This window comes from Parvimonas sp. D9, from assembly GCF_035282565.1.
GTDB classification, from domain to species: domain Bacteria; phylum Bacillota; class Clostridia; order Tissierellales; family Peptoniphilaceae; genus Parvimonas; species Parvimonas micra.
Genome location: NZ_JAYKBM010000002.1, coordinates 196,093 through 218,917 on the forward strand (window position 1 = coordinate 196,093; position 22,825 = coordinate 218,917).

General features: G+C 27.3%; 29 protein-coding genes. 4 read left to right on the top strand and 25 right to left on the bottom strand.

Annotated elements, in window-relative coordinates:
• Window positions 1–17: 17 nt before the first annotated feature.
• Genes VJI94_RS03125 through VJI94_RS03200 form a run of 16 tightly spaced genes read right to left on the bottom strand, consistent with a single transcriptional unit; the run spans window position 18 to window position 10,398 of the window.
• Window positions 18–569, bottom strand: a complete 552-nt coding sequence (locus tag VJI94_RS03125) for a class I SAM-dependent methyltransferase (protein WP_324008299.1) — start codon at window positions 567–569, stop codon at window positions 18–20.
• Entirely contained in the window at window positions 553–939 is a 387-nt protein-coding gene (locus VJI94_RS03130) for a hypothetical protein (RefSeq protein WP_269752820.1), read from the bottom strand. Before VJI94_RS03130 ends, VJI94_RS03125 begins: the two co-directional genes overlap by 17 nt.
• Window positions 939–1,631, bottom strand: coding sequence for a pseudouridine synthase (locus VJI94_RS03135; protein ID WP_004833028.1), 693 nt, complete (start codon window positions 1,629–1,631; stop codon window positions 939–941). The genes VJI94_RS03130 and VJI94_RS03135 overlap by 1 nt, the downstream gene beginning before the upstream one ends.
• Window positions 1,618–2,202, bottom strand: a complete 585-nt coding sequence (gene scpB / locus VJI94_RS03140; protein WP_004833027.1) for an SMC-Scp complex subunit ScpB — start codon at window positions 2,200–2,202, stop codon at window positions 1,618–1,620. The genes VJI94_RS03135 and scpB overlap by 14 nt, the downstream gene beginning before the upstream one ends.
• The gene (locus tag VJI94_RS03145; protein ID WP_324008300.1) at window positions 2,195–2,929 is read right to left on the bottom strand and encodes a segregation and condensation protein A; all 735 of its coding nucleotides are present in this window, start codon (window positions 2,927–2,929) and stop codon (window positions 2,195–2,197) included. The genes scpB and VJI94_RS03145 overlap by 8 nt, the downstream gene beginning before the upstream one ends.
• A complete protein-coding gene (locus VJI94_RS03150) occupies window positions 2,929–3,540 on the bottom strand; it encodes a site-2 protease family protein (protein WP_118059008.1) in 612 nt (203 codons plus the stop codon). Before VJI94_RS03150 ends, VJI94_RS03145 begins: the two co-directional genes overlap by 1 nt.
• Before the next feature lies 1 nt (window position 3,541).
• On the bottom strand, window positions 3,542–4,060 hold the full coding sequence (locus VJI94_RS03155) for an NUDIX hydrolase (RefSeq protein ID WP_029949716.1): 519 nt from the start codon (window positions 4,058–4,060) through the stop codon (window positions 3,542–3,544).
• Window positions 4,045–5,763 carry a DNA repair protein RecN gene (recN, locus tag VJI94_RS03160; RefSeq protein ID WP_324008302.1) on the bottom strand — a complete coding sequence of 573 codons (1,719 nt, stop codon included), beginning with the start codon at window positions 5,761–5,763 and terminating at the stop codon, window positions 4,045–4,047. Before recN ends, VJI94_RS03155 begins: the two co-directional genes overlap by 16 nt.
• 7 nt (window positions 5,764–5,770) lie before the next feature.
• Window positions 5,771–6,223, bottom strand: coding sequence for an arginine repressor (locus VJI94_RS03165; RefSeq protein ID WP_004833022.1), 453 nt, complete (start codon window positions 6,221–6,223; stop codon window positions 5,771–5,773).
• An 8-nt stretch (window positions 6,224–6,231) separates the two neighbouring features.
• A complete protein-coding gene (locus VJI94_RS03170) occupies window positions 6,232–6,966 on the bottom strand; it encodes a TlyA family RNA methyltransferase (RefSeq protein ID WP_269720522.1) in 735 nt (244 codons plus the stop codon).
• Complete coding sequence (locus tag VJI94_RS03175; RefSeq protein WP_029949724.1) at window positions 6,966–7,814, bottom strand: polyprenyl synthetase family protein; 849 nt, start codon at window positions 7,812–7,814, stop codon at window positions 6,966–6,968. The genes VJI94_RS03170 and VJI94_RS03175 overlap by 1 nt, the downstream gene beginning before the upstream one ends.
• Window positions 7,814–8,071, bottom strand: coding sequence for an exodeoxyribonuclease VII small subunit (gene xseB, locus VJI94_RS03180; RefSeq protein WP_029949726.1), 258 nt, complete (start codon window positions 8,069–8,071; stop codon window positions 7,814–7,816). The genes VJI94_RS03175 and xseB overlap by 1 nt, the downstream gene beginning before the upstream one ends.
• Window positions 8,061–9,260, bottom strand: a complete 1,200-nt coding sequence (gene xseA, locus VJI94_RS03185) for an exodeoxyribonuclease VII large subunit (protein ID WP_004833018.1) — start codon at window positions 9,258–9,260, stop codon at window positions 8,061–8,063. Before xseA ends, xseB begins: the two co-directional genes overlap by 11 nt.
• Before the next feature lie 15 nt (window positions 9,261–9,275).
• The gene (locus VJI94_RS03190) at window positions 9,276–9,620 is read right to left on the bottom strand and encodes a hypothetical protein (RefSeq protein ID WP_004833017.1); all 345 of its coding nucleotides are present in this window, start codon (window positions 9,618–9,620) and stop codon (window positions 9,276–9,278) included.
• A gap of 25 nt (window positions 9,621–9,645) precedes the next feature.
• Window positions 9,646–10,050, bottom strand: a complete 405-nt coding sequence (gene nusB / locus VJI94_RS03195) for a transcription antitermination factor NusB (protein WP_004833016.1) — start codon at window positions 10,048–10,050, stop codon at window positions 9,646–9,648.
• Between the two features lie 9 nt (window positions 10,051–10,059).
• Window positions 10,060–10,398, bottom strand: coding sequence for an Asp23/Gls24 family envelope stress response protein (locus VJI94_RS03200; protein ID WP_029949732.1), 339 nt, complete (start codon window positions 10,396–10,398; stop codon window positions 10,060–10,062).
• Window positions 10,399–10,722: 324 nt separating this feature from the next.
• On the opposite strand from VJI94_RS03200, the gene VJI94_RS03205 reads away from it, so the two are divergent.
• Window positions 10,723–11,958 carry a dicarboxylate/amino acid:cation symporter gene (locus tag VJI94_RS03205; RefSeq protein ID WP_324008303.1) on the top strand — a complete coding sequence of 412 codons (1,236 nt, stop codon included), beginning with the start codon at window positions 10,723–10,725 and terminating at the stop codon, window positions 11,956–11,958.
• Between the two features lie 99 nt (window positions 11,959–12,057).
• On the opposite strand, the gene VJI94_RS03210 is transcribed toward VJI94_RS03205, so the two are convergent.
• A complete protein-coding gene (locus tag VJI94_RS03210) occupies window positions 12,058–12,657 on the bottom strand; it encodes a response regulator transcription factor (RefSeq protein ID WP_269754828.1) in 600 nt (199 codons plus the stop codon).
• Window positions 12,638–13,684, bottom strand: a complete 1,047-nt coding sequence (locus VJI94_RS03215; RefSeq protein ID WP_324008304.1) for a sensor histidine kinase — start codon at window positions 13,682–13,684, stop codon at window positions 12,638–12,640. Before VJI94_RS03215 ends, VJI94_RS03210 begins: the two co-directional genes overlap by 20 nt.
• A 165-nt stretch (window positions 13,685–13,849) precedes the next feature.
• Between VJI94_RS03215 and VJI94_RS03220 the strand changes: the two genes are divergently transcribed.
• Genes VJI94_RS03220 through VJI94_RS03230 form a run of 3 tightly spaced genes read left to right on the top strand, consistent with a single transcriptional unit; the run spans window position 13,850 to window position 16,936 of the window.
• Complete coding sequence (locus VJI94_RS03220) at window positions 13,850–14,779, top strand: ABC transporter ATP-binding protein (protein WP_004833010.1); 930 nt, start codon at window positions 13,850–13,852, stop codon at window positions 14,777–14,779.
• The gene (locus VJI94_RS03225) at window positions 14,779–15,831 is read left to right on the top strand and encodes an ABC transporter permease (RefSeq protein WP_324008305.1); all 1,053 of its coding nucleotides are present in this window, start codon (window positions 14,779–14,781) and stop codon (window positions 15,829–15,831) included. The genes VJI94_RS03220 and VJI94_RS03225 overlap by 1 nt, the downstream gene beginning before the upstream one ends.
• Window positions 15,821–16,936 carry an ABC transporter permease gene (locus VJI94_RS03230; RefSeq protein ID WP_324008307.1) on the top strand — a complete coding sequence of 372 codons (1,116 nt, stop codon included), beginning with the start codon at window positions 15,821–15,823 and terminating at the stop codon, window positions 16,934–16,936. The genes VJI94_RS03225 and VJI94_RS03230 overlap by 11 nt, the downstream gene beginning before the upstream one ends.
• Before the next feature lie 16 nt (window positions 16,937–16,952).
• Here the strand turns inward: VJI94_RS03230 and VJI94_RS03235 are convergent, their stop codons facing one another.
• From VJI94_RS03235 to VJI94_RS03265, 7 genes are all read right to left on the bottom strand, one after another.
• The gene (locus VJI94_RS03235; protein ID WP_324008309.1) at window positions 16,953–17,639 is read right to left on the bottom strand and encodes an SdpI family protein; all 687 of its coding nucleotides are present in this window, start codon (window positions 17,637–17,639) and stop codon (window positions 16,953–16,955) included.
• Between the two features lie 2 nt (window positions 17,640–17,641).
• The gene (gene tgt / locus VJI94_RS03240) at window positions 17,642–18,760 is read right to left on the bottom strand and encodes a tRNA guanosine(34) transglycosylase Tgt (protein WP_324008311.1); all 1,119 of its coding nucleotides are present in this window, start codon (window positions 18,758–18,760) and stop codon (window positions 17,642–17,644) included.
• Window positions 18,760–19,803, bottom strand: a complete 1,044-nt coding sequence (gene queA, locus VJI94_RS03245; protein ID WP_324008312.1) for a tRNA preQ1(34) S-adenosylmethionine ribosyltransferase-isomerase QueA — start codon at window positions 19,801–19,803, stop codon at window positions 18,760–18,762. Before queA ends, tgt begins: the two co-directional genes overlap by 1 nt.
• 158 nt (window positions 19,804–19,961) lie before the next feature.
• Window positions 19,962–20,969, bottom strand: coding sequence for a Holliday junction branch migration DNA helicase RuvB (gene ruvB, locus VJI94_RS03250; RefSeq protein ID WP_004833004.1), 1,008 nt, complete (start codon window positions 20,967–20,969; stop codon window positions 19,962–19,964).
• A gap of 8 nt (window positions 20,970–20,977) precedes the next feature.
• On the bottom strand, window positions 20,978–21,577 hold the full coding sequence (gene ruvA, locus VJI94_RS03255; protein WP_324008313.1) for a Holliday junction branch migration protein RuvA: 600 nt from the start codon (window positions 21,575–21,577) through the stop codon (window positions 20,978–20,980).
• A 7-nt stretch (window positions 21,578–21,584) separates the two neighbouring features.
• The gene (gene ruvC / locus VJI94_RS03260) at window positions 21,585–22,079 is read right to left on the bottom strand and encodes a crossover junction endodeoxyribonuclease RuvC (RefSeq protein ID WP_324008314.1); all 495 of its coding nucleotides are present in this window, start codon (window positions 22,077–22,079) and stop codon (window positions 21,585–21,587) included.
• 131 nt (window positions 22,080–22,210) lie between these two features.
• Complete coding sequence (locus VJI94_RS03265; protein WP_004833001.1) at window positions 22,211–22,729, bottom strand: hypothetical protein; 519 nt, start codon at window positions 22,727–22,729, stop codon at window positions 22,211–22,213.
• Window positions 22,730–22,825: the final 96 nt, after the last annotated feature.

The following is a 22,825-nucleotide window of genomic DNA, read 5'->3' on the forward strand; positions in this document are numbered from 1 at the left end:
GTCAATATAAATACAATTTATATTTTTTGAATCATAACCACATAGGGTGGATTGTTTTTTTGATTTTCAAATGTAAATTTAAGAATAGTATATTCTTTTTGGTTTAAATTTTGTAAAAATTTTGATATTTCTAAACTCTCAATCTGTCCGGCAGAATGTCCTATATAAAAAGTTATAAAAATTAATCCTTTGGAATTTAATTTCCCAAGCAATTTCTTCAAACTTTCTTCAACATCTTCTGCATTTGTAGTTATATTTTTATCTCCTTTAGGTAAATAACCCAAATTATACATTGCAAAATCAATATTTTCTTCTACAAATTTATCAAAATTTTTATGATTTTCTAAAATCAATTCATAATTAGAATATTGCTCAAGTAATTTTTTAGAATTATCCAAAGCTTCTTGTTGTATATCAAAGCAATATAGTTTTTCCGGTTTTAAAATTTCTAAAATATTTTTAGAGTCAAATCCATTTCCAACTGTCATATCAACTGCGATTTTAACATCTTTGACATAATTACGCATAAAAAATTCTATTAAATTTTTAGTACTATTTATTACAGCCACTACAACACTTTCCTTGTTCTAAAATTTCTTCAACATCATAAATGTATAAATCATCTTCTATTTTAGTTACTCCTGAAATTCCTTCAAAAAATAATCTAGAATAGAAACTCTTCTTTTTCTTAGTATATACTTTATAAGCAATACATTTTATGAAAAATCTATTAAATCTTTCCATTCCTTCATCATATTTTATTTCTTCTAAGTAATAATCCTCATCTCTAAAAATTAATTTTACATATCCAATTATATTTTCTTCCATAACTAAGCTGAAATAAAATGTTGGAATGGATAAATCCATACTTCCACCTATTCCATATTTGACATAAAGTTCTTCAAATTCTTCCGGAGTGGCATTTTTTAATCCTATCATTATAAACTCCTTAAATACTCAATCTCTTCTTTACTAAGTTCTCTATAGTTTCCTACTTTTAATTTTCCAAGTTTTATTTTACCAAAAGCAATTCTCTCAAGAGAAATAACATTATAGTCTAAAGTTTTAAACATTTTTCTTATCTGTCTATTTCTTCCCTCTTTTAGAAAAACTTTTACTATATTACTTTTAAAGTCTAACATTTCAAATCTTGCTTTTCTTGTAATTTTCCCTTCAAGCATTATCCCAGAAGATAACTTTTTCAAATCACTTTCTTTTAAAGTTTTATCAACCTTTACAATATACTCTTTTTCAACATTATGACTTGGATGTGTCAATCTAAAAGCTAAGTCCCCGTCGTTTGTTAAAAGCAAAAGTCCGAAACTATCCTTATCTAATCGTCCTACAGGATAAATTCTCTCTTTGGAATCTATCAAATCCAAAACAATTTTTTCTTGAAATTGGGCTTTCGCTGTACTGGAATATCCAATAGGTTTATTTAAAAGATAATATTTTTTTGCTTCTTCTAATTTAATTTTCTTTCCTTCAACTAAAACTTCATCATTTTCTGAAATATCAATACCTTTTGTAGCGAGTTTTCCATTTACAAAAACTTTTCCCTGTTCTAAAAGTAAATCCGCATTTCTTCTTGAACAGTATCCGGAATTTGCAATAAATTTATTTATTCTCATCTTCTTCTATTTCCACATCATTTTCATCTTCAACTATTTGACTTTTTTCTTCATCAGAAATAAATTTTTCAATGTCAGGCAAATCCTTTAAAGATTTCAAATTAAATTGATTTAAAAAATTCAAAGTTGTCTTATAAATAATTGGCTTACCAATTCTATCAAGTCTCCCTGCCTCTTCAATGAAGTCTTTTGACATTAGAGTTTCAATGGAACTATTACATTTAACGCCCCTTATTTCTTCAATTTCTTGCCTTGTAATTGGCTGTTTATATGCAATTATAGCCAAAGTTTCCAAAGTTGAATTCGTTAAATGTTTCATTGTAACTTTTTCGAAAAGTTTAGAAATAATATCATGATATTCTTTTCTTGTCTTTATCTGATAATGATTAGAAATTTTTTGAATTACGAGTCCTCTTTTTTGAAATTCAAACTCTTCTACAAGTTCATCAGCGTAAACAGTAGCCTCTTTTATCGGAATATCCAAGACTTTAGCAATATCATCAATTTTTAAAGGATCTCCATAAACAAACAACAACTGTTCAATAACTTGTTTATATTCTCTACTATTCAACTTTTCCTCCCACTAAATTAAGTTTAATATTCTTATCCTTATCTTGAAAAATCTTAATAAAATTATTTTTTACAAGCTCTAAAACAGATATAAAAATTGTGATAAGCTCACTCTTTGTCCCATTATAAAAAATTAAATCTTCAAAATAAAGCTCTTTTTTTTTGAGTATTCTTTCCTGTATCATTGAAATGTATTTTTCAATCGGAAATAAATCTTTTTCTATAATTTTTTCAAAAGAATCTTCATCACTTTTATTTCGATACTGATTTATAATATTTTCCATTAAAGAAAGCAATACATTAACATCAGTATTTAAAATAATTTCCTTATCTTCAGTCATATATTCAGTAATATCAGACTGCATTTTTGAATATGCTTTACTTCCCTCTATTTCCAAGTTTCTAAAGTATTCTCCAACCTTTTTAAACTTTCTATATTCAATAAGTCTTTCAATCAATTGTTCTTTTGTAACAATTTCATCCTCATCTTCATCTGTGTTTTTCGGAATCAAACTTCTGGACTTTATTTCAACCAATGTACTTGACATAAGCAAAAAAGCGGATATATCAGTATCTTCACTATAAACAGAATTTTCTATTGTCTCAAGATAATGTTTAGTAATTTTACTTATTTCAATATCGTAAATATCAACCTTTTGTTTTGAAATTAAATTGAGCAACAAATCCAAAGGTCCTGAATAAGCATCTAAATTTACAGTTAATTGCATTACATCACCAACATATACGCAAGTTTAATTATAAATTTCCCAACTGTACTAACCACAGGTGATAAAAATGTTCCAAAAGTCCTTGTCAATATCAATGCAAGTAAAATAAAAGTTGTATAATTTGAAAGTTTAAAGTATTCATATTCAACTTCTCTTGACAAAAACGCACTTACAAAAATCGCTCCATCAAAAGGTGGCAATGGAATCAATCCTATAATTCCAAATACTATACTGATTGAAAATATATCTCTAAAAAGTAAAAATAAAAATCCACTATTAGAGCCTATAATTATATATATTATTGCTGAAATCAAAGCTATTAAAAAGCACATAAAAGCATTTGATAAAGAGTAAATTATTTTACCCCAAAATCTATTTTTAAATTTAGATACATTTACTTCTAACGGCTTCGCCCAGCCAAATTTAAAAACTAAAAAACAAATAAACCCTACCAAATCAATGTGATTTACAGGATTTAAGCTAGTTGATCCATTCAATTTCGGAGTATCATCTCCCAATGCTAAAGCAACATTTGCTTGAAAAACTCTACAAGCTATAATTACAAACATTACTGCAATTCCAACAATTAAATGTTCCATTATAAAATCCATATTACCCCCTATTTATTTCATTTAAAATAGCTATTGCCGTTTTAAAATCTTTTATTTCTCCATTAAAATACATTTTTTTTAAATCATCAAAACGAATTTTAACTACACTCAAATTCTCATCTTCATCTTCCGGCAATTTTGAAAAGAATAAATTGTCAGCTCTAAAAATTACAACTTTTTCTGTACAAAATCCAACACTTGTGTAACCCTCAAAAATTCTCTCCAATTTTTTTGAACTAAATCCTATTTCTTCCTGTAACTCTCTAAGTGCCGTATCTTCGTAATTTTCTCCTACTTCTACAAGTCCGGCCGGAATTTCTAAAAAATTTTCTTGAATTGGAAATCTGAATTGTTTAACTAAATATACATATCCTTTTTCGTTAATTGGAAAAATTGCAACTGCATCCTTATGCTCTACAATTTCTCTTTTTAAAATTTTATTATCTTTTTCAAAGTATTCAAGTTTTAAATTCAAAATTTTTCCGTCAAAAATTTCTTCCGATTTTACTTTTCTATACATCTTAATCTTTCCTTTTTTTCATTTGCAATTTCAATCATTTCCTTAGATTGTCTTATAGTTGTTTCATTAATATTTGCACCACCTATAAGTCTTGAAATTTCCATAACTTTCTCATCGTAATTTGCACATAAAACTTTAGATAAAGTTATATCTCCAACAGTTTCTTTACTTATTATGAAATGTGTATCAGATAAAACTGAAATCTGTGGTAAATGAGAAATTACGAGAAGTTGATGATTTTTTGAAATTTCTGCAAGTTTTTCTCCAACAATTTGAGCGGTTATTCCACTTATACCCGTATCAATTTCATCAAAAACAAGAGTTGCTATCTTATCTCTGTCGGATAGAACCTTCTTAAATCCTAACATAATTCTGCTAAGTTCCCCACCAGATGCGATTTTATATATTTCTTGAAGTTCTTCACCCTTGTTTGTAGAAATTAAAAAAGTAACTTCATCAAAACCGATATTTGTAATTTTATTATTTGTCTTTATGTCTATTTTAAAGATTGAATTTTTTAAATCCAAATCCAAAAGTTCTTTTTCAATTAATTTTTCTATTCTCTTTGCAACTTCTTTTCTGGAATTTGAAATTTCTGTAGCAATTTTCTTATATTCTTCACTTAAATTTTTAAGTTTATTGTTTTCTTCAAATAACAAATCTTTTGAATGTTCAAGCAAATATAAATCTTCCTCTAATGAATTTTTATATTTTATAAGTCCTTTTTTATCTGTCTTATGTTTCCTTTTCAAGTCATTTAAAAGATTAAATTTTTCCTGTAAAATCATAAGTCTTTCTTCGTCAATATAAATACTTGAATAATAATCTTGAATTTTTGTATAAATTTCTTTTAACCCAAAAGAAATATTTTCAAAATCTTCACTGAATTTTACATTCTTATCATTTTCTTCAAGTATAACAAGATTTCTACTTATTTCATTCAAGATGGAAAAGGCATTTACTTCTGAATTTTCTCCATCAAAAACCTCAACTAAATTTCCACAACAACCTAAAATGGTTTGACTATTATTAAATTTATCAATTTCATTTTCAACAAATTCTTCATCCAAAGTTTCAAGTTCTAAACTGTTTAACTCTTCAATTTCTGATTTTATTTCTTCAACATTTTCATCAAAATTACTTACTTTATTCTTTAATTTTTTAAAATTAGAACTTGCCTTTTTTATTTTATCATATAACATTTCTAATTCTTTTAATTTTTTTCTAAACTCATCATCGCAAAAACTATCTAAAATTTCAACAAAGTCAGATCTATTAAATAATGTATAACTATCATGTTGTCCACAAACATTTAGAATATTTAACATAATATCAGATAGAATAGAATTATTTACAGTTCTATTATTTATCTTTGAAACTGATCTTCCATTTTTACTTATAGTTCTTGAAATAACCAACATATTATCTTCAATTTCTATATCTAAACCCAGCAAATCAAATTTATTTCTCAAAATTTTCTCGTCATAATCAGATAGAAAAAATACTCCTTCAACATAAGCGGTATCACTACGTTTACCAATAGATGAAGTATTAGCTCTTCCACCGCAAAGCAAAGAAATAGCACCGATAATTATAGATTTACCGGTTCCTGTTTCTCCTGTTAAAATATTAAGTCCTTCAGTAAAGGAAATTTTTATTTCATCGACAATTGCTAAATTTCTTATATATAATTCAGATAACATAAAATCCCTACCTTACAAGTTTTCTTATATCTTCAACTACAGAATCTAGAAAAGTTTTATCGTCAATTGCAATAAAAATGGTATCATTTCCAGTTACAATTCCACTTACCATTTTTAACTTTGCATTCTCTATATATGAACCACAAACACTTGCAGTATATGGAATAGTCTTTATAAGTATCACGTCTCCATTATGCTTTATAGACAAAATGGCAAGTTTACATATCTTACTCAACCTTTCATCTAAAGAGTCATAAATAGAATCTACAACCTTATACTTGTATTCTCCATTTTTAGTTTGTACCTTTAAAATTTTTAATTCCTTTATATCTCTTGAAACTGTAGCTTGTGTAGAACGAATCCCCTTTTTTTCCAAACATTCTGAAAGCTCTTCTTGTGTTTTTATCTCATTATTTTCAACTAAATCTAAAATAATTCTCTGTCTTGTATATTTTTTCATAAAACCTCTTAAAAAATCCCTTTAATAAGTGCTAATTTTTCTTTATTTCCATCTCCGCCGAGTATTGGAGAATCAATTATGGAAATTATTTCGAGCTTATTTCCAAGTGCATAAAGTCTGACCTTTTCAATTACATTTTCTATAACTTTTTCAGACTTTACTATTCCCTTTTTATTTAAGCTCTTTCCCTCACATTCAAATTGTGGTTTTATTAGTGCCACAATTTGACTATCTTCTTTTAAAAATTTATACAAATTTTCAAAAATATATTTTAAAGAAATAAAAGAAACGTCGATAGAAATAAAATCAAGCTTCTCTCCTATAACTTCAAAATCTAAATATCGAAAATTTATATTTTCTAAACTTACTACTCTATCATCAGCAAGTAAACTCTTTGCTAATTGATCTGTTCCGACATCTATTGCATAAACTTTTTTTGCATTTGCATTTAACATAATTTGAGTAAATCCCCCTGTTGATGCACCAATATCCATACAGATTAAATTTTCCAAATCAAGTTTAAAGTTTTTAATTGCAGAGTCTAACTTAATAGCTCCTCTTCCAACATAACTATCTTCAAAAGTTGCTTTTACTATTACTAATTCAGGTTTTTCAATCATCATTGAAACTTTTTCTATAATTTTACCATCATAAAAAGCTCTTTTTTCTGTAATAATCCTCTTTGCATGAGTTCTTGATTTTGCAAGACCCAGATTAACTAAACAAATATCTGCTCTTTCCATTAGTAAGTCCTTTTTGCCATATAATCAATGAAATTTACAAAAAATTCTTTTCTTCCTGAAATTTTATTAATTTCTTGCAATGAAATCTTATTTAGTTCTTCAATTTTCTTTTCAACTTCACTCTTTCCCAGAACGGTCGCAAAAGTTTTTTTATTTAACTCAACATCCTCATCATAGTCGAATAAATCATCTTGAAGTTGGAAAACTAAACCTAGGTTTTTGGCGTAAATCTCCAAATGTGCTAAATCATTATCACTTGCTCCACCAAGTTTTGCTCCTGCTAAAATTGCAGCTTTAAAAAGTTCTCCTGTCTTTAGAGAATTAATCTTTTCAATATCACTTAAATTCTCTACATTATTTTCAAGATCTAAAAACTGACCATAAATCATTCCATTTATTCCACTTGAATTTAAAATTATTTCACTTGCAGAAATAGCATTTTTGATTTCATCAATATTTTCAAGTTGTTTAATGGCTTTAAACATAATTAAATTTGCATTATTTAAAAGCTCATCTCCTACTAAAACAGCATTTGACTGTCCATATTTACCATAAACAGATAATACTCCTCTTCTAAATTTATCATCATCCATTTCAGGTAAATCATCATGAACTAAAGAATAGTTATGAATAAGCTCTAAAGCAACTGAAAAGTCTATAGCTATATCTGAAATATCCCTACAAATTTTAAAAGCCTCTAAAAGCAAAATTGCTCTTATTCTCTTTCCACCAACAGAAAAAGAATAAGCACACATTTTTTCAAACTCATTATTATATGCATAAACTTTATTTAATCTTGTCTCAATTATGCTTTTATCATTATGAATTAATTTTATAAAATCTTCCATTATAATTCTAAACTCACTTGTCCATCTTCTAAAGTTTTTTCTACAAATTTTTCCTCTTCATCTTGAGCCTTTTCATCAAATAAGAATAGTCTACCTTCTTCTTTTTCCAAAATATCAACTAATTCTTTATGAAGTTTCATTCCCTTTTTATACAACTCAATACTTTTTTCAAGACTTAATTGTTCTTTTTCTAAAGTATTTACAATTTTAATAAGTTCTTCAATTCCCTTATCATAATTTTCCAACTTAATTGCCATCTATAATCTCCTTAACATCGGAAATAATCTCTCCATTAGAAACTTTAAGTTTCAAAGAATCTCCTACATTTACAGTCTTAATATCCTTTACAATTTCATTCTTATCATTATAAATAATGCTATATCCTCTATCTAAAATACTGTTCGGATTTATAATCTCCAAAGATTGTCTTTTAAAATCTAATAATTGTTTATTATATTTAAAAATTGAAACTATTTTTTCATCCAAAGATTTTTTCAAATTTTCAAGATTTTCTTTCAATGTAGTAATTCTATTAGCCGGATTGTAATATTCCAATTCTTTTTTAAAATGTTCAAGCTGAACTTTTTCAGCAGAAATTTCTTCTAAAATATTTTTATTAAGTTTTTTCTCTGCTTGATTTAAAAATTCTTTTATCTCATCCATGCTTACAGATGAAAGCTCTGCTCCTGCCGTCGGAGTCGCAGCTCTCTTATCTGCAACATAATCTGTTAGCATTGTATCTATCTCATGACCAACTGCTGATATAACAGGTTTTTTACAATTAAAAATGGTTCTAATGAGATTTTCATCATTAAACGCATTCAAATCTTCAAAAGAACCACCACCTCTACCAACAATTATTGTGTCAATAAAATCAAGTGAATCTAAATATTTAACGCCAAGAGCTATTTCATCACTTGCACCAATCCCTTGAACCTTAGCAGGATAAAAATATATATTTGCAATCCTATATCTTCTTCGCAATGTATTTAAAATATCACGAATTGCCGCTCCGTTTTTAGCAGTAACAACTCCTATATTCTTGGGAAATTTCGGAATTGGCTTTTTTAATTCAGAATTAAAAAGACCTTCTTTTGAAAGTTTTTCTTTTAGAGCTAAAAACTGCTCATATAAATTTCCACGACCGACCTCTTCAACATTTTTACATAAAATCTGATAGTAGCTTCCTTTTTCATAAGTCATAACAGTTCCTGTTACGACAACCTTTTGTCCGTCAGTTAGATTCAAACTTTGTGCAATCGGAATAGTTTTAAAAACTACACATTTAAGCATAGCTTCATCATCTTTGATACTAAAATAACTATGACCACCCGATTTTTTAAAATTAGATACTTCGCCTTCAACACTTATGTTAGATAAAAAAGAATCTCTCCTAAGTACATTCGAAATATACTTACTCACTTCTTTAACCTTAAATGTTGTCATCAAAACTCTCCTATTTTAGTAAATCATTAAAAGAACTCCGGCAATTGTAAATATGCTTACTGCAGGAACTACACTTTCTTTTAATGCTTTTAAAGATGTTTTAGGAATAGCTATAAATGCCATTAATGTACAAACAGCTGAAACATAGAATGTAACAATCAAATATGCATTTCTCCAAGGTAGGAAATTTAAATTCATAGTATTTTTAAAAAACAAAAATATACCAATACAAATCGCACAGAAAACTGGATAAACAATCCATCTCTTGTTACCTTCAGTTCCAACTAAAAAAGTTGACACAGCTATGCCTGAAAAAACAATACCAACGAACACAACTAACAATAAAGTATTAAGTAACATTATAACTACCTCCTAAAAATATATTTTATTTTTTTGCTCTAACGATAGTTCCCAAAATTCCATTTATAAACTTATATGAAGCGTCAGTAGAATATTTATTCGCAATTTCTATAGCTTCATTTATTGCAACACTTTCAGGAATATCGTCTAAGTAATAAATTTCATTTACTGCAACTCTAAGAATTGCCAAATCAATTTTAGCTATTCTATTGTAATTCCAGCAGCCTTCTAAGTTTTCCTTTATAATATTATCAATGTTATCAAGATTATCTATTATAGATTTACAATTTTTTCTAATATATTTAACCTCGCTACTAGGCAAATCGAAATACTCTATAAAACTTTCTATCTCGTCACATTTAAAATTATTATGTATACTTAATTGATAAATCAACTTCATACACCATTCTCGTGCTTCACTTCTAGTCATATAAACACTCTACTTTTCAATAGATTCAATACAAATATTTACACCTAAAACTTTAATACTTGTCATCATTTCTACTTTTAATTTTATATTTTCTTGAATTTTTTTAACGATTTCTTCAAATTTTTGTCCATATTCTATAGAAACTTTAACACCAATGTGAATTCCATTTTCTAGAAATTCAATTTCTATTCCCTTCTTAGAATTTTTTGCATTAATTTTTTCAACATCGGTAGGAATTCCAACGATAGATTTTACACCTTCAACTTCGATAGTTGCCATTGCAGCAATCATATAAAAAATATCGTTTGATATCTTAATACTGCCATTTTCGAATTTATTTTTATTCATAATTAATACACCTCCACTCACTATGTATTATAACAAAATTTGTAAATTTATTCAATTAAAATTAAATATTTATACAATATTTTTACAAATATATAACACTTAAAAAGATAAAGTAATATTTATTAAAATATTTTGACAAAAATTTCTATACAATTTAATATATTTAAAAAAATGCTAGTTTTTTAATAAATTTTTATTAAAAATTACAGGAAAATAATTTACCGTGACGAATTTTATCAATAAAGATATTTTATTTTATTTAAATATATGATATAATATAGGTGCATTGTGTTATAGTAATAAATTATTATAGGAGGAATAACCATGAAAAAAAGAAAGAAAATATCATTACCCTTACAGATTATAATTGCACTTTTCATCGGTGTAGCTTTAGGTCTGTGTTTACAATCAAATCCAAAAATTGCTGATGCTTATTTTAAACCTATTGGAACAATATTTCTTAATTTAATTAAATTAGTAATAGTTCCTTTAGTATTTTCATCTTTAGTTGTTGGAGTTGCTGAATTAAAAGATATAAAGAAACTTGGAAAAATAGGTTTAAAAACTTTTGTATTTTATTTTTTAACAACTACCTTTGCCATCATTCTGGGTTTAGCATTTACTAATGTTTTAAAACCCGGTTCAGGATTCACTCTACCTACAACTTTAAAAGAAGTAAAAGTAAATGAAGCACCTAATTTTATAGATACTCTAATCAATATAATTCCATCAAATCCTATGAAGTCAATAGTTGATGGAAGTATGTTACAAATTATAGTATTTGCATTGATACTTGGCGGTGGACTTCTATCATTAGGAGAAACAAAATCAAAACCGGTATTTGCATTTTTTGATGGAATATCAAATGCGATGATTTCAATTACAAATGGAATAATGAAACTTGCTCCAATTGGAGTATTAGGTTTAATTACTCCAGTTATTGCAAATAATGGACCAAAAGTTATAATTCCATTAATTAAAGTAATTTTTATAGTTTATTTAGCTAGTATAATTCATGCACTTTTAGTGTATTCATCATCTATAAAAATCTTTACAAAGATGAAAGTTAGAACTTTTTTTAAAAAAGCGTCAACTCCATTTTTTGTTGCTTTTTCAACTGCTTCTTCCGCTGGAACACTTCCTGTTTCTATGGAAACTGCAGAAGAAGAAATGGGTGTTTCAAAACCAATTGCAAGTTTCGTTCTGCCTTTGGGTGCAACTATAAATATGGATGGAACTGCAATATATCAAGGTGTATGTGCACTATTTATAGCACAGGTTTATGGAATAAATTTATCAATGCAACAACAAGTTGTAATTGTACTTACTACAACACTTGCCTCGGTTGGAACAGCTGGAGTCCCAGGAGCAGGAGTAATTATGCTTACAATGGTTCTGCAAAGTGTTGGCCTTCCTATTGAAGGAATCGCATTGGTAGCAGGAATTGACAGAATTTTTGATATGATTAGAACAGCAATTAATATACTAGGAGATATAACTTGCTCAGTTGTTGTTGCTCACTCTGAAAAAGAATTAGATTATTCAAAACATAATGATTAATTTGCAATTTACTATATGTTTTATATAACAAAAATCTGAAACCTCCTTGTTTCAAGACAAAAAGCCAACAAAATGTTGGCTTTTTGTGTGCTTGTTTATTTACTTCGTATAATAATATATTGCAAGTTGCGTTCTATCTCTAAGTTCTAACTTTTCTAAAATTCCTGAAATATAATTTCTAACAGTTCCCTCACTTAAAAATAATTTTTCAGAGATTTCTTTATTAGATAATCCCTTAGCAATTTGTTCTAATATTTCAATCTCTTTTTGAGTTAAAAGATTAAAATCTTTTTTTGTAGTATTAAAAAGATTTTTTAAATTCAGTTCATTATCTAAAATTTTATTTCCAAGACTTACACTTTCTATCGCAGGAATTAGTGATGCAACATTATCCTTTAAAATAACTCCTAAAACACCTTTGTTTAAAGCTCTAATTATATCATCTCTATCATTGAAAGTTGTTAAGAGCATTATTTTGGCATCTTTGTCATATTCTAAAATTTCTATTGCAACATCAACTCCATTTACTTCTTTCATTCTAATATCTAAAATTACTACATCAATTTCACTTTCTTTATAAGTTTCAACAGCTTTTTTAGAATCTGTTGTTGCAAGCACAATTTCAAATCCACTTTTTCCTAATATGGTGCTTAAAGCATTTAATACTAATAAATCATCATCAACCATTAAAATTTTCATTATTCTCTCCCTTATCTATTGCAATATTTATCTTAAATCCATCATCTGTAATAACATTGAATAGCCCATTATATTTTTTGGCTATTTCTTCCATCGATAAAATACCAAGACCGTCATTTTTTTCTATATTAATATTTTTTCCATTGTCAAAAATCGTAATTATATAAGAATTTTCATTTTCTATTATTCTTACAGTAAAACTATCTCCATTTGAATGTTTGGTAAAATTAGCAAAAGCTTCTTTTACAATGCTTAGAATGTCAAAACTTAAATTTTCATTCATCTTTGTTTTAACTCTATATATTAATTTTGACTTTATATTTGGAACATTTATAATTTTTTCTATCGAACTTTGCAAATCAAATGCAGATTTATACATATTATGAATTATTTTTCTTATATCAACTAATCCACCTGATAAATTCTCCCTAATTCTTATAACTGAAGTTTTTATCTCTTCATCTTTACAGATAAATTCCAATGCCCTTAGCTCTAAAACGGAAGCTGAAATTGTATGTCCTATTGAATTATGCAATTCTTTTGAAATTTTTTCTCTTTCTTTTAATATACTTTCATAATTCTTTTTTTCTTCTTCGAGATACATACTTTTTAAGTTCTTTTGTAATTTATAATTCGTCTTATAGAAATTTAAAAACTCTCTATGATAAAAAACTTTTCTTTCATATAGCTCCCTATCATATTGAGATAGACAAACAATTAGTAAAGACAATGTTAAAAAGTCAACTTCTTTTGTAATTAAAAACACGAAGAATATTGGGATATTGTATATTGATTTGCTGTAAATTGCATAAATAAATGAAAAACTAAAAAATCTAAATTCCGGAAAATAGTAAATTATTATCAAGAAAATTACCGACAAGGCTAAACTATAATATATATTTTCCTTAATTTCAACTATAAGCACAAAAATTAACGAAATCAAACTAAAAATTGCAACATTAGCAAAACCCATTTTTTCTGAAAATAAAAACAAAAAATTTAATAAAAAATACTTTAAAAATACCATAATATCTCCATCTAATTTAAAATAAATAAAACAATAATCATTTAAAAACTATTATAACTATTTTACCATATTTTTCAAAAAATTACATTTGTCATATTGATAAAATTACATAATACACTAATTTTTAAAAAAATTTGTTGATATAATATTGGTGAGGTGATAATTATGATTATAAAAATAGAAGATTTAATTAAAAAATTTAAAGAAAAAATAGTTTTAGACCATTTTAATTTATCTCTTGAGAAAGGAGATGTACTTGGACTAATAGGTCCAAACGGTTGTGGAAAGACGACTTCAATAATGTGTATGCTTTCTCTTTTGAAATATGACAGTGGAACTATTGAAGTTTTTGGAAAAAAAGATATTTCTAATGAATATGAAATTAAGAAAAAAATTGGAATTGTTCCTCAAGAACTTGCTGTTTTTAATAATTTAACTGTAAAAGAAAATATCGACTATTTTTGTGGTCTATATATATCTAATAAAAATGAAAGAAAAAGACTTGTAAATGAAGCTATTGAATTTACAGGACTTCAAAGTCATGAAAAAATGTTGGAAAAGAAGCTATCAGGTGGGCTTAAAAGACGTTTAAATATCGCTTGTGGTATTTCACATAAGCCTGAACTTGTAATTTTAGACGAGCCAACAGTTGCAGTAGATGCTCAAAGCAGAAAGTTTATCTTAGATGGAATTAAAAATTTAGCTGAAAATGGATCATCAATTCTTTATACTACTCACTATTTAGATGAAGCTGAATATCTTTGCAATAAAATTTCTATTATGGATAATGGAAAAAATATCTTAACCGGTGATATGCAAACTTTAATTAATGGAGTAAGTGTAAAAGAAAAGATTACAGTTGTAGGTTTTATAAAGCCCGAAATTATTTCTATTTTGGAAAAACAAGATGAAGTAATTGATGTTGAAGCAAAGGAAAATCAAGTAACTTTTAACTATTCCAGTGATACAGGAAATATTAAAAAATTAATATATTTACTAGATGAAAATAATGTAGTGTATGAAGAAATTTTTTCAAAGAAACCTAAACTGGAAGATATTTTCTTAGAAATGACAGGAAAGGAGCTTAGAGAATAATGGGAATTTTATCTGCTTTAAAAGTAAATTTGCTACATTTAACTAGAGATAAACTAAATTTATTTTGGAATACTTTTTTCCCTATGATTTTAGCTACATTCTTTTGCCTAGTAATTCCTAATATGGGCAAAAATTTTGATAAAGTAAATGTTGGAATTAACAAAAATAATCCCCATGAATATATTTTAAAACAAATTCCATATCTTAATCTTAAAGAAGTAAAAGAAGATGTTCAAACAGATCTAAAAAATAAAGAATATAAAGCCTTTATAGAAGATGATTTGTCTTTAAAAATTATATCATCTAATTCAGAAGTTATGGTTGCTAAAAATATCCTTGACCAAATAAAACAAATATATGAAACAAAAATTGACCAAGAAGAAATTATAAAAAATATAGATAAAGACTTTATAGAGGACAAAAACCATGGTGTTACAGGTGTTGAACCCATACTTTTTTCAATAATTATTATGGCAAGTCTATATACTATGTTTGATGGCGTTATCTACATAGATAATATATTATATGATTCGTCTGATTTTGCAGTAAGAATGTTAGTTTCTCCAATAAAAAAATCAACTTATTTAATAAACGGAATAATATCTGCACTTATAGTTACAAGTTTTAATTCTACATTATTGATTATTTATTTAAAACTTGTATTTGGGATAACCCTGATAACAAACTATTTAGCTTCAATTATTACTATAATTTTAATTATGATTTTTGGAATAACTATGGGAATGTTCCTTGCAGTGGCATTAAAAGCAAAAACCGAAACTAAAACAATGGTTGGACTTGGATGTATTTTACTTATGAATTATACTTCAGGAATGATGGGCTCAAGTGTAACAAATGCTATAACTTCAGCTTTCCCTATAATAAAAAAGATAAATCCAACATTCTATATGGAAAATGCACTATTAGGTGTAAATATCGCAAATGACAATAGCTACTTAATTACAATGGCTAAATTTATAATTCCATTTACTATAGTTCTATTTGGAATTGCATTAATATATTTGAGGAGGCATAAGTATAATGATATTTAAAAATTATATGAAAATATTTATAAAAAATATAAAAGCAGTTTTATTTTCTTTCATAATTTTTATGGTTATGTTGATTATATTTACCAGCTCAAAAGATAATAATGTTGAATTTAAACCTATGAAGCTGGACTTAATGATAAATGATGAAGATAAAAGTGAAGAGTCAAAAGCCTTAATAAATTATTTAAAAGAAAAACATAATGTAAAAGAAGAAAAAATTACGGAAAGCGAAGCAAGAAAACAAATTGTTGAGGATAAAATTATAGCTTATATGGTAATTAATAAAGATTTTAAACAAAATTTGTTAAATAATAAAAAAGCAATTTCAATTTTAGCACCAACAAAAACTTCATATATAACCTTTTTAAAAATAGATTTAAAAAGTTATCTCAATTACACATTGTCTGCAATAAATTCAAATGTTGATCAACAAGAGGTAATAAATACATTAAAGAAAGAGATTGATGTAAAGATAATAGATACTAAATTATATAATCAAGAAAAAGGAAAAGAAGCCTTTAACACTACTTTTTTAATCCTAAGTTATATAGTTTTTATGAGTATAATTTCAATAATTATAAATATTGATGCTGAATTTAAAAAAGAAAGTCTTTTAAAAAGAATGGCTTTGTCCCCTTATAGTCAAAAATCTCAAACTTTACAACAATTTTTAGCTCAGGTAATAATATCTATATTAATATCAAGTTTTTATTTAGCTGTTTCAATATCAAGAGTGAACGAAGAAATACCTAAAACTAATTTAGTATATATGAGCTTGGCAGTATTTATATTTTCATTTACTGCAATTTCACTAGGACAACTATTTGTATCAATTTCAAAGGATGTAAAAGTTGTAAACGGTGTAAATTCAGCTTTCACATTAATAATGGCATTTTCATCAGGAGTATTTTTACCAATGAAATTCTTACCACAAGCCCTAATTAATGTTTCTAAATTTATGCCACAATATTATTTTGTAAAGTTTTTAGAAGAAATAAATTTTGAAAAATTCTTACTATTTGTTGCATCACAAGTTGTGTTTATAGTATTTTATACACTACTGGGAATATTCATAAAAAGATACAAATTAAAAGAAGTCGCTTAAGACTTCTTTTTTTAATCTATATTTTCTTTTCTTTTTCCTTATACATCATTTTGTATTTCATACCTATTGTTCTGCTTATATAATTTGATGATATTGCACAAATTATTAAAGTAAATAATGTTGTAATATATAATTGACTTTGATTTCCAATAATCCAAGATACTATCGAAAGAAATATTCCACCTGCAATAAAGACAATTCCAGAAAATTTATTTGCAAAGCCAAAAACTATATCATTACTCATTGTCCATTTGTTTCTTATTGCAAACTCACTATCTCTATTTGCTTTTCTCAAATAAATTCCATATAATACAGTTAAAATTGCAATTAAAGTGAAAACTAATCTAATTACATAAAATGGAATTTCCATTTTTGAATTTTTTAACATAAGTTTTAAAACTGAAAATGTAAAGTAATTACACATAATAGAAATAAGCAAATTTACAAAAGCTACAACAGTTACACCTGTTGGATAGTTTTCGTCATTAAATTTCTTTCTAACTCTTCTTAAATATGTTATTCCAAAGAATGATAATACAGCATTTACTATAGCAAATGTATAAATCATAAAGGAGCCTATAAAAACTTCTTTTCCGTCTTTAATATAAGCAAAAACTGATGACGGCAATACAGCAAATCCTGCTGTCGCTAATATTATCGGTGTAATCGCTAAAATTAACAATAATTTTAAAAATTTATTCATTTCTAATCCTCATATCCATAATTTTTATAGAATTCTTTTTTATATTCTAAAAATCTATCTTCTCTAATTGCTTGTCTTATATTTTCCATTGTTTTAAGTAAAAATCTTAAATTGTGGATTGAAAGAAGTCTTGCCCCTAATATTTCATCAACATTAATCAAATGTCTAATATAAGCTCTTGTATGATTTCTACAAGCATAGCAATCACATTCATCATCAAGTGGAGCAAAGTCCTTTGCATATTTAGCATTTTTTATAACGAGTTTTCCCTTTGAAGTCATTGCAGTTCCGTTTCTTGCAATTCTTGTTGGAAGAACACAGTCAGCCATATCAATACCCGCTTCAACAGCTTCAAATAAATAATCCGGAGTTCCCACTCCCATTAAATATCTAGGCTTATTTTCAGGCATAAATTGTGTTGTATAATTTAGATATTCAACCATAATTTCTTTAGGTTCTCCTACACTAAGACCTCCAATAGCATAGCCCGGTAAATCCATATCAATTGTAGCAAGTGCAGACTCTCTTCTTAAATCCTTAAACATTCCACCTTGAATAATTCCAAAAAGTGCTTGATTATCTGTGCTTTTATGATAATCCTTGCATCTCTTTAACCAACGTAAAGTTCTTTCCATAGAATTTTTTACATAATCATAACTTGCAGGATATGGTGCACATTCGTCAAAAGCCATCATAATATCAGAACCTAAATCATTTTGAATTTCCATTGATTTTTCAGGAGAAATAAAATGCTTTGAACCGTCAATATGAGATCTGAACTCTACACCCTCTTCAGTTATCTTTCTAATATCTCCAAGACTGAAAACTTGAAAACCACCACTATCCGTTAAAATTGGCTTATCCCAATTCATAAACTTATGAAGTCCACCAGCCATTCTAATAATTTCTTGACCTGGTTTTAAATACAAATGGTAAGTATTTCCTAAAATTATCTGTGAGCCAATTTCTTTTAACTCATCTACATTCATCGCCTTTACAGTCGCTCTCGTTCCTACGGGCATAAAAATCGGAGTTTCGATAACACCCCTATTTGTATATATTTTTCCAAGTCTTGCATTACAATCCGAAGACTTTTTTATCAATTCATATTTTAATTCCATTATTTCTCCTTTTTAATAAGCATTGCGTCGCCAAAACTGAAAAATCTGTATTTGTTTTTCGTAGCCTCATTATATGCATTCATTATTATCTCTTTTGATGCAAAAGCACTAACAAGCATAATTAATGTTGATTTTGGCAAATGAAAATTTGTAATAAGGCAATCAACAACCTTAAACTCAAAACCAGGATATATGAAAATATCCGTATTCCCCTTACAAGCTACAAGTTTTCCATATTTTTTATAAACTGTTTCCAAAGTTCTTACACTTGTTGTTCCAACCGCAAAAATTCTATTTCCTTTTTCCTTTGCAGAATTAATTATTTCAACACTTTCTTCTGAAATTTCATAATACTCATCATGCATCTTATGTTCCAAAACATTATCAACCTTAACAGGTCTAAAAGTTCCAAGTCCAACATGAAGAGTAACTCTTGCAATCTTAACTCCCTTTTCTTGAAGCTCTTTTAAAAGTTCATCTGTAAAATGAAGTCCTGCAGTCGGTGCTGCGGCTGAGCCATTGTGTTTTGCATAAACAGTTTGATATCTATCTCTTTCTTCCAATTTTTCGTGAATATATGGTGGAAGTGGCATTGTTCCAAGTTCATCTAAAATTTCCTCAAAAATTCCGTCATAAGAAAATTTTACAAATCTCTCTCCATCTTCACTTATACCTACAACTTCTCCAAGTAATTTTCCATTTCCAAACTCAACTTTAGAGCCTATCTTCATTTTCTTTCCGGGTTTAACCAAAGTTTCCCAAGTATTATCCTCGTGCTTTTTCAAAAGCAAAACTTCAATGGCTTCATCCTTACCGTGTCTTGCTCCAAAAAGTCTTGCAGGAATAACTTTAGTATCATTAATTACCAAAACATCATCTTTTTTTATATAATCAACAATATTTTTAAAATTTTTATGTTCTAAATCAAAATTTTCTCTATTTACAACTAAAAGTTTTGAACTTGATCTATCCTTAAGCGGAAACTGAGCAATCAAAGACTCATCAAGCTCAAAATCAAAATCATCAGTTTTTAAACTATTCATTAACACTCTTCCTTTTATTAAATTATAAAATACATCTACAAACTTATATTATATATTGTTTTTCAATATTTTTCAAATTTTTTTAAAGTAAACAACCATTTTTAAAATAAATTTATTTAAATCTTCTTAAACACAAAAAAGTAACAATCAAATAATCGTTACTTTTTTATTCTACCAAAATGCTTGTATGCTTTTTCAGTTACAATTCTTCCTCTGCTTGTTCTACTTAAAAATCCTATTTGTAGTAAATAAGGTTCATAGACATCTTCTATTGTAATTCTCTCCTCACCTGTAGATGCAGCTATTGTATCAATCCCAACAGGGCCTCCCGAAAAATTATCTATTATTGTAGTTATTATTTTTCTGTCTATCGTATCAAGACCAAGAGAATCTACTTCCAAAATATCAAGCCCGTCTTTGCTGGTTTGTAAATCAATTTTTCCATTTCTCTTAACTTGTGCAAAGTCTCGAACTCTCTTTAAAAGTCTGTTTGCAATTCTAGGAGTTCCTCTGGAACGTCTTGCAATTTCAAGCGCTCCCTCAGGTTCAATTTCAATTCCCAAAATTCCTGCAGATCTTGTAATTATTTTTTGTAAATTTTCAATACTATATAATTCAAGACTCAACATAATTCCAAATCTGTCACGAAGTGGTCCTGTAAGTTGTCCTGTTCTTGTCGTTGCACCTATCAAAGTAAATTTTTCAAGGTCAATTCTAAGACTTCTGGCACTTGGACCTTTACCAATTATTATATCAAGTGCATAGTCTTCCATTGCAGGATATAAAATTTCTTCAACACTTCTATTTATTCTGTGAATTTCATCTATAAACAAAACATCATCTTTACTTAAATTCGTCAAAATACTTGCAAGGTCACTTGGCTTTTCTATGGCTGGACCTGATGTAACTCTGATATTAACACCCATTTCATTTGCAATTATATTTGCAAGAGTTGTTTTTCCAAGTCCCGGAGGACCATAAAGCAAACTATGGTCAAGAGGCTCATTTCTTGTCTTCGCAGCCTCAATAAAAATTTTAAGTCTTTCCTTTGCTTTTTCTTGACCAATATATTCATCAATCCATTTCGGTCTTAAACTGGTTTCTATTTCAATATCTTCTCTTGAAAAACCCGTACCGATAATTCTATCTTCATAATCTTCAAACATATTAACACCTATAATTTTTTCATACTAAGTTTAATTATATCTTCAATTTCCATTTCATCAATATTTATACTTGAAAGAAATCTCTCAATATCATTTTTCATAAATCCTAAATTAATTAAAGCATCTGAAACAAGTTCTCTCTTTTCCAAGTCTTTTCCACTATCTAAAGTTGTTTCCATACCTGAAATATCTTTACTATTTATACTGTCAATAGAAATTTTATCCTTTAATTCCAAAATGATTTTTTGTGCAGTTTTCTTACCCACACCTTTAGCTGTAGCAAGAGCAACTGCATCTCCATTTACGATAGTCAATTTCAAACTGTCAACAGACATTGATGATAAAATTCCACATGCCACCTTTGGACCAATGCTATTTACGCTTACAAGTAATTTAAACATTGAAAGTTCATCCATAGTTCTAAAACCAAAAAGAGCGACATAATCTTCTTTAACTATGTAATCTGTATAAATTGTATAATACTCTCCAACTGTTACATTAAACAATGTATTGTTGGAAGTAAAAATCTTATAACCTATTCCACCATTATCTATAACAATATAATCATTGTAAATAAATTTAAGTTCTCCACTAATATATTCGTACATAAAACACCTATTTCATTCTAAATTGTTCTTTAAATTTCAAGCTAAAAAAATGACAAAGCGCAATTGCCAAAGCATCTGCAGCATCATCAGGTTTAGGAACGGACTTAAGTTTAAAAATCATCTTAATGCTTTCCTGCATTTGCTTTTTATCCGCCCTACCATAGCCTGTAATAGCCTGTTTAACTTGTAAAGGAGTATATTCATAAGCCAAGATATTTTTCTTTGTAAAAGATAAAATTTCAACTCCTCTTGCCTGCGCAACATTGATTACAGTTTTTACATTTTTATTAAAGAATAACTCTTCAATTGCAAGTTCATCAACATTATGTAGTTCTATTAATCTATTCAATTCTTCATCAATAATTTTAAGCCTATCAGGAAGTGGAATTCCTGCTTTTGTTTCAATTACTCCATAATCTATAAGTCTTACTCTATTCCCGATAGCCTCTATAATTCCATAACCAACAATTGCAATTCCGGGATCTAATCCAAAAATAATCACAAAAAATCCTCCAATACTATCAAATATGATAACATAAAAAACAATTTTTTTCAATTGAGACACTTTTAGGATTTTATCATAAAGGAATTTTATGCACAAAAAAAGCAAGAATCAAATTCTTGCTCTTAATCTTATTCGTAATCTTCACAACTTAGTAAATCTTCTCTCTTAACTTTTCCTTTTTCATCATAAGTCATTTTACTAAAATTAATTAAGTGTGGAATACCATCTAATTTTCTACATTCAATTAAATGAACAACTTTAGTTAAATCGCCAACTTCTTTAGCTTGAACTTTCATGATTTTCATCATTGAATATTTAAGTTCTGTTTCTTTGAAAGTAATAGTTCCCATACCTTTTTTATTAAAAGCAGCTTGAACCATTGATTCACAGTTTTCTTCTGTAAGTGCAGGAATTAAAATATAATCTACATCACTTGCAGCTTCGATTCCGGCTTCATCTTTAACTTGAGCAGTTTTATGTGAACCTTTAGCAACTGCCATAATAGCTGCCATAAATGGTCTTATTCCAGCAGATCTATGTCCTGAAATAATTAAAGTTTCTCCTTTAGCTATAGCTTCTTCGATATATAGACCATGTTCTTCTTTCATATAACCTGAGTCTACATGTTTTTGTAACATTGGATGCATACAAATTTCCTCCTTTTATTTTTCATACATGTTTATTATACTACATTTTTAATTTTAAATAAATACTTTATCTTAAATAATTAAAATATTTTTTGT

Excerpts from the sequence above, each read along its gene's own strand:
- VJI94_RS03165 (WP_004833022.1), bottom strand. The coding sequence starts at position 6,223 with ATGAAAAAATATACAAGACAGAGAATTATTTTAGATTTAGTTGAAAAT.
- VJI94_RS03210 (WP_269754828.1), bottom strand. The coding sequence starts at position 12,657 with ATGAAAATTTTAATGGTTGATGATGATTTATTAGTATTAAATGCTTTA.
- nusB (WP_004833016.1), bottom strand. The coding sequence starts at position 10,050 with ATGACTAGAAGTGAAGCACGAGAATGGTGTATGAAGTTGATTTATCAA.
- recN (WP_324008302.1), bottom strand. The coding sequence starts at position 5,763 with ATGTTATCTGAATTATATATAAGAAATTTAGCAATTGTCGATGAAATA.
- ruvB (WP_004833004.1), bottom strand. The coding sequence starts at position 20,969 with ATGTTTGAAGATTATGAAGATAGAATTATCGGTACGGGTTTTTCAAGA.
- VJI94_RS03145 (WP_324008300.1), bottom strand. The coding sequence starts at position 2,929 with ATGCAATTAACTGTAAATTTAGATGCTTATTCAGGACCTTTGGATTTG.
- VJI94_RS03130 (WP_269752820.1), bottom strand. The coding sequence starts at position 939 with ATGATAGGATTAAAAAATGCCACTCCGGAAGAATTTGAAGAACTTTAT.
- VJI94_RS03175 (WP_029949724.1), bottom strand. The coding sequence starts at position 7,814 with ATGGAAGATTTTATAAAATTAATTCATAATGATAAAAGCATAATTGAG.
- VJI94_RS03135 (WP_004833028.1), bottom strand. The coding sequence starts at position 1,631 with ATGAGAATAAATAAATTTATTGCAAATTCCGGATACTGTTCAAGAAGA.
- VJI94_RS03200 (WP_029949732.1), bottom strand. The coding sequence starts at position 10,398 with ATGAATAAAAATAAATTCGAAAATGGCAGTATTAAGATATCAAACGAT.
- VJI94_RS03190 (WP_004833017.1), bottom strand. The coding sequence starts at position 9,620 with ATGTTACTTAATACTTTATTGTTAGTTGTGTTCGTTGGTATTGTTTTT.
- xseA (WP_004833018.1), bottom strand. The coding sequence starts at position 9,260 with ATGACAACATTTAAGGTTAAAGAAGTGAGTAAGTATATTTCGAATGTA.
- VJI94_RS03170 (WP_269720522.1), bottom strand. The coding sequence starts at position 6,966 with ATGGAAAGAGCAGATATTTGTTTAGTTAATCTGGGTCTTGCAAAATCA.
- VJI94_RS03155 (WP_029949716.1), bottom strand. The coding sequence starts at position 4,060 with ATGTATAGAAAAGTAAAATCGGAAGAAATTTTTGACGGAAAAATTTTG.
- VJI94_RS03205 (WP_324008303.1), top strand. The coding sequence starts at position 10,723 with ATGAAAAAAAGAAAGAAAATATCATTACCCTTACAGATTATAATTGCA.
- VJI94_RS03230 (WP_324008307.1), top strand. The coding sequence starts at position 15,821 with ATGATATTTAAAAATTATATGAAAATATTTATAAAAAATATAAAAGCA.
- ruvA (WP_324008313.1), bottom strand. The coding sequence starts at position 21,577 with ATGTACGAATATATTAGTGGAGAACTTAAATTTATTTACAATGATTAT.
- queA (WP_324008312.1), bottom strand. The coding sequence starts at position 19,803 with ATGAATAGTTTAAAAACTGATGATTTTGATTTTGAGCTTGATGAGTCT.
- VJI94_RS03225 (WP_324008305.1), top strand. The coding sequence starts at position 14,779 with ATGGGAATTTTATCTGCTTTAAAAGTAAATTTGCTACATTTAACTAGA.
- VJI94_RS03150 (WP_118059008.1), bottom strand. The coding sequence starts at position 3,540 with ATGGATTTTATAATGGAACATTTAATTGTTGGAATTGCAGTAATGTTT.
- VJI94_RS03215 (WP_324008304.1), bottom strand. The coding sequence starts at position 13,684 with ATGGTATTTTTAAAGTATTTTTTATTAAATTTTTTGTTTTTATTTTCA.
- VJI94_RS03265 (WP_004833001.1), bottom strand. The coding sequence starts at position 22,729 with ATGCATCCAATGTTACAAAAACATGTAGACTCAGGTTATATGAAAGAA.
- VJI94_RS03235 (WP_324008309.1), bottom strand. The coding sequence starts at position 17,639 with ATGAATAAATTTTTAAAATTATTGTTAATTTTAGCGATTACACCGATA.
- VJI94_RS03220 (WP_004833010.1), top strand. The coding sequence starts at position 13,850 with ATGATTATAAAAATAGAAGATTTAATTAAAAAATTTAAAGAAAAAATA.
- xseB (WP_029949726.1), bottom strand. The coding sequence starts at position 8,071 with ATGGCAATTAAGTTGGAAAATTATGATAAGGGAATTGAAGAACTTATT.
- tgt (WP_324008311.1), bottom strand. The coding sequence starts at position 18,760 with ATGGAATTAAAATATGAATTGATAAAAAAGTCTTCGGATTGTAATGCA.